Below are 5,131 nucleotides of genomic sequence, written 5' to 3'. Positions count from 1 at the left end.
TGCGTCTTTTTGCAGTTACGGGACAAAATATGCGCTTTTTCGGTTTCAAACAGCCAGAAGCAAGGTTTCTCAAAACAGTCGCGCCTAAACCGCGACTAGACTCAGAAGGTACATTCGGGATTTTGCAATACGGTCTATCCTACCCACCTACTTATTATAATAGAACCTAAAAATTTGCTTATTGCTCCTAAATCCGTTATTTTTGCATCAATCATATTTCTATATATTATTAATACCAGCCATTACGAAATGAAAGAGTTTATCAAAAATACATTAGCTGCCACCTTAGGCACCCTTATCGGTATTCTGTTTTTAAGTTTCTGCGGAATTCTTCTAATCTCTATCCTATTGATATCCGGCAGCAGTGTACCGAGCATCAAGTCCAACAGCATATTGAAAATTGAATTGAACGGTGCTTTGGAAGAGCGCGTTCAAGATTCTCCCCTGAACGATCTTCTGGGAGAGGATTATCCGTCTGTAGGCCTGGATCAAACTCTAAGCAGCATTTATCGTGCCGCCCAAGATCCCAATATTAAAGCCATCTATCTCGATGCCGGTGCCCTGACCCAGGCAACTCCAGCTATGGCCGAAGAGATCAGAGTAGCTCTGACGGATTTCAAGAAAAGCGGCAAACCCATCATCAGTTATGGTGACAACTACAGCCAAACGACTTACTATATATGCAGCGCAGCCGATCAGGTTGTTCTGAACCCAAGCGGTCAGATCAGTTGGCAAGGTCTGGTATCCGAACCCATTTTCTACAAAGATCTGTTGCAGCGCATCGGTGTGAAAATGCAAGTATTCCGTGTGGGCAGTTACAAATCCGCGGTAGAACCGTTTACCAGCACAGAGATGAGCCCTGCCAACCGAGAACAGATCCAGAGCTATCTGAACTCCATCTGGAACAACATGATTCAGGCTGTAGCAGAATCACGCCACATAAACAAGGACACCCTAAACCGATATGCAGACGAATTCCTGTCACTTGCCCCTGCCACAGAAATGGTAAACAAGCATCTGGCAGACACATTGCTTTATCGCGAGGACATGAAGGAATATCTTAAGGAGAAGCTCAAACTAAGCAATTCTCCGCAGATTATCACTCCGTCCGATCTGGCACAGATTCCCCAAAAGCAATCCGGCGCAGAAAAAATCGCCGTTTACTATGCCTTTGGAGATATCGTAGACAACCCATCGAGCATGAATATGTCCGAAATAGCCTCCAAACAAGTATGCCGGGATTTGGCCGAACTGGCCGATGACTCCCAAATCAAGGCCGTAGTCATCCGCATCAACTCCGGAGGAGGAAGCGCCTATGCCTCCGAACAGATCTGGCACAGCATACAAAAACTGAAAAGCAAGAAGCCGGTCATTATCTCCATGGGTGGCATGGCCGCTTCGGGAGGATATTATATGGCCTGCGCCGGCAATGAAATCGTGGCCCTCCCCTCTACCCTGACAGGTAGCATCGGCATTTTCGGTATGATTCCCGACGCCAGCAATTTACTGAAAGAAAAGCTGGGCTTAAACTTCGACGCGGTTCAGACCAACCGCCATGCCGACTTCGGAACAATGTCGCGCCCATTCAATCCGGAAGAGACCGCTCTCATGCAACGCTATATCGAATCCGGCTATCGACTCTTTCTGAAAAGAGTGTCCGACGGCCGCAACTTGCCTCTGCAACAAACCGGAAAACTGGCCGAAGGTCGGGTATGGACCGGAGAACAGGCATTAAAGAACGGCCTGGTAGACCAGAAGGGTACTCTGCAGACAGCTCTGGAAAGAGCGGCAAAGAAAGCCGGCATCACCGACTATTCGGTTACCACCTATCCGAAACCACAGAAATGGTATGAAAGTCTGCTTCAGGACAAGCAGACCGACTATATCCAAAGCGCCCTGAAGAGCACTTTAGGAAATTATTACGAATACATTCAGTTCATCAGCAAGATGAACAGCATGGACCCGATTCAGGCTCGCATGCCTTATGAACCTAATATCAACTAGAACAAGCGCTCAAAAATGGAAGGAGATTTAATAAAAATCAATGAATGGCTGACCCCCCTGTCCTGGCTCTATGGAGCGGGCGTCTTTGTCCGAAACGAAATGTTTGAACTGGGCCTGCTCAAATCGCGCAGTTTCGACATACCGGTAATTTCTATCGGCAACATCACTGTGGGCGGCACCGGAAAGACCCCTCACACGGAATATCTGATCGACCTGTTGCACCGGCATTTCAAGGTCGCAGTCCTGAGCCGCGGTTACAAGCGCAAGACCAAAGGCTTTGTGCTGGCCCATGCGGACACCCGCATGCAGGACATCGGCGACGAGCCCTTTCAGATCAAAGAGAAATATCCCGATATCTATGTGGCCGTCGACAAAGACCGCTGCCACGGTATCGAACAATTGTGCGATGATTCCATAGCCAAAGACACGGAAGTGATCTTACTGGACGATGCTTTCCAGCACCGCTATGTAAAACCGGGCATCAACATCCTGCTCATCGACTATCACCGCATGATTACCGAAGACAAACTTCTGCCGGCAGGGCGTCTGCGTGAACCCAAGGAAGGAAAGAACCGGGCCAACATCGTCATCGTGACCAAATGCCCGCGCGACATCAAGCCCATGGGCTTCCGCGTGATCAGCAAGGCCCTGAATCTCTTCCCCTATCAGAAGCTATACTTCACCACCTTCAGATATGGCAATCTGCAGGCCGCACATCCCGACAGGAACGACCGGCCTCTGTCATCACTCGACAGAAACGAGCATGTACTTCTGCTCACCGGCATTGCCTCTCCCGAGCAAATGCTCATCGATCTGAAGCAATACACCAAGAACATCACATCACTCAGCTTTCAGGATCACCACTACTACTCCGAAAGCGATCTGCAAAACGTGTACGACACCTTCCGGAATATGCCGGAAAAGAAACTCATCATCACCACAGAGAAGGACTACAGCCGCCTGAAGGGGATGAATCTTCACGAAGAAATCAGAAAAAACCTGTATGTGCTGCCCATCAAGGTAGAATTCATGCAGGGACAGGAAAATACGTTTAACGAAAACATTATTGGTTATGTACGAAAAAATTCAAGAAACAGCATCTTGGCTAAAGGAAAGAATGCCAAGTAACCCTACTACCGCCATCATTTTAGGTTCCGGTCTGGGTAAACTGGCCGAAGAAATAACAGACGCATACAGTATAGCCTACAAAGATATTCCGAACTTCCCGGTTTCTACCGTAGAAGGCCACAGCGGCCGCCTCATCTTCGGTAAGCTCGGCGAGAAGGATATCATGGCCATGGAAGGCCGCTTCCATTACTACGAAGGCTATTCCATGAAGGAGGTTACCTTCCCTATCCGCGTCATGAACGAACTGGGCATCAAAACCCTGTTTGTGAGCAACGCTGCCGGCGGAACTAATCCGGACTTCGAAATCGGCGACCTGATGATCATCACCGACCAGATCAACGCACTGCCCGAGAATCCGCTCCGCGGAAAGAATTTCCCTAACGGACCCCGCTTCCTGGATATGCACGAGGCTTACAGCAAAGACCTCATCAACCAGGCACTGAGCATCGCGCAGGAAAAAGGCATCAAGGTGCAGCAGGGAGTTTATCTGGCCACTCAGGGCCCTACTTACGAAACTCCGGCCGAATACAAGATGTTCCGCATCTGGGGCGCTGATGCCGTAGGTATGTCTACCGTGCCCGAAGTGATTGTCGCCAACCATTGCGGCATCAAGTGCTTTGGCATCAGCATCATCACCGACCTGGGTGTAGAAGGCAAGATCGTTGAGGTGAGCCACGAAGAAGTGCAGCGCGCCGCCGAAGCCGTGCAGCCGATTATGGCCGACATCATGCGCGAGATGATCAACCGCGCATAAGCTCGCCTTCCTTATTATATAATAGATGTGAAACTAAAATTCAAACATGCAAGAAATAAACAGAACAGAAATTGCCACTCTTGGCGAATTCGGACTGATCAAGCACCTGACCGAACAGATTGAACTGAAGAACCCCTCTTCACTCTACGGTGTGGGCGATGACTGCGCCGTACTGAAATATCCGGCCGACAAGCAGGTACTGGTCACCACCGACCTGCTGATGGAAGGCATTCACTTTGACCTGACCTATGTTCCCCTGAAGCATCTGGGCTACAAATCAGCCATGGTGAACTTCTCCGACATCTATGCCATGAACGGTATGCCCAAACAGATGGTTGTTTCCATCGCGCTGAGCAAACGCTTCTGCATCGAGGATATGGAGGATTTCTACGAAGGTCTGCGCACCGCCTGCGAGGCACACGGCGTGGATCTGGTTGGAGGCGACACCACCTCATCACTCACCGGACTGGCCATCAGCATTACCTGCATCGGCGAAGGCGATCCGGACAAGGTTACTTACCGCAACGGAGCCAAAGACACTGACTTGATTTGCGTGAGCGGTGACTTGGGAGCTGCCTATATGGGACTTCAGCTTCTGGAACGCGAAAAGGCAGTATTCAACCAACAACTGAAAGAAGCCAGCGAGAGCAAGAATCAGAAAATGGAAGAAGAACTGCTCCGCGCACAGCCAGATTTCAGCGGTAAGGAATATCTGCTGGAGCGTCAGTTGAAGCCGGAAGCTCGCCGCGACATCATCGAGGCCCTGGCTGCCGCCAACATCAAACCGACCGCCATGATGGATATCTCCGACGGACTGAGCTCTGAGTTGCTCCACATCTGTACCCAGAGCAAAGTGGGCTGCCGCATCTATGAGGAGCATATCCCGCTGGATTATCAGACAGCCGTCATGGCCGAGGAGCTGAACATGAACGTAACGACCTGTGCTCTGAACGGTGGCGAAGACTACGAACTGCTGTTCACCGTGCCTATCTCCGACCACGAGAAGATTTCTCAGATGGAAGGTGTGAAGCTGATTGGTCACATCACCAAACCGGAGCTTGGTTGCGCTCTGATTTGCCGCGATGGCAACGAATTTGAGCTGAAAGCACAGGGTTGGAACCCTCTAAAATAACTTTTTTCGAAAAAAGTTCTCAAAAAGTTTGCGGATACAAAAGTTTTTCGTACCTTTGCATTCGCAAACGAGAAGGTGCCATAGCTCAGTTGGTAGAGCAAAGGACTGAAAAT

The 5,131-nt window shown here is 49.8% G+C and carries 4 protein-coding genes; all 4 read left to right on the top strand.

Annotation, left to right across the window (positions count from 1 at the left end):
- Positions 1-249 precede the first annotated feature (249 nt).
- Genes sppA through thiL form a run of 4 tightly spaced genes read left to right on the top strand, consistent with a single transcriptional unit; the run spans position 250 to position 5,018 of the window.
- A complete protein-coding gene (gene sppA, locus DXA74_RS15535; RefSeq protein WP_118529037.1) occupies positions 250-2,004 on the top strand; it encodes a signal peptide peptidase SppA in 1,755 nt (584 codons plus the stop codon).
- Positions 2,005-2,019: 15 nt separating this feature from the next.
- On the top strand, positions 2,020-3,132 hold the full coding sequence (gene lpxK / locus DXA74_RS15530; protein ID WP_118529035.1) for a tetraacyldisaccharide 4'-kinase: 1,113 nt from the start codon (positions 2,020-2,022) through the stop codon (positions 3,130-3,132).
- Entirely contained in the window at positions 3,077-3,886 is an 810-nt protein-coding gene (locus tag DXA74_RS15525) for a purine-nucleoside phosphorylase (RefSeq protein ID WP_118529033.1), read from the top strand. The genes lpxK and DXA74_RS15525 overlap by 56 nt, the downstream gene beginning before the upstream one ends.
- 46 nt (positions 3,887-3,932) lie before the next feature.
- A complete protein-coding gene (gene thiL, locus DXA74_RS15520; protein WP_118529031.1) occupies positions 3,933-5,018 on the top strand; it encodes a thiamine-phosphate kinase in 1,086 nt (361 codons plus the stop codon).
- Positions 5,019-5,131: the final 113 nt, after the last annotated feature.

It is taken from the genome of Bacteroides sp. OF04-15BH (assembly GCF_003477995.1).
Lineage (GTDB): Bacteria > Bacteroidota > Bacteroidia > Bacteroidales > Bacteroidaceae > Paraprevotella.
The sequence above is the reverse complement of the archived record's forward strand: the minus strand, read 5'-3'. Positions and strand labels throughout refer to the sequence as shown.

What these genes read in the sequence shown, in the direction of transcription:
- lpxK (WP_118529035.1), top strand. Translation starts at nt 2,020, where the DNA reads ATGGAAGGAGATTTAATAAAAATCAATGAATGGCTGACCCCCCTGTCC.
- thiL (WP_118529031.1), top strand. Translation starts at nt 3,933, where the DNA reads ATGCAAGAAATAAACAGAACAGAAATTGCCACTCTTGGCGAATTCGGA.
- DXA74_RS15525 (WP_118529033.1), top strand. Translation starts at nt 3,077, where the DNA reads ATGTACGAAAAAATTCAAGAAACAGCATCTTGGCTAAAGGAAAGAATG.
- sppA (WP_118529037.1), top strand. Translation starts at nt 250, where the DNA reads ATGAAAGAGTTTATCAAAAATACATTAGCTGCCACCTTAGGCACCCTT.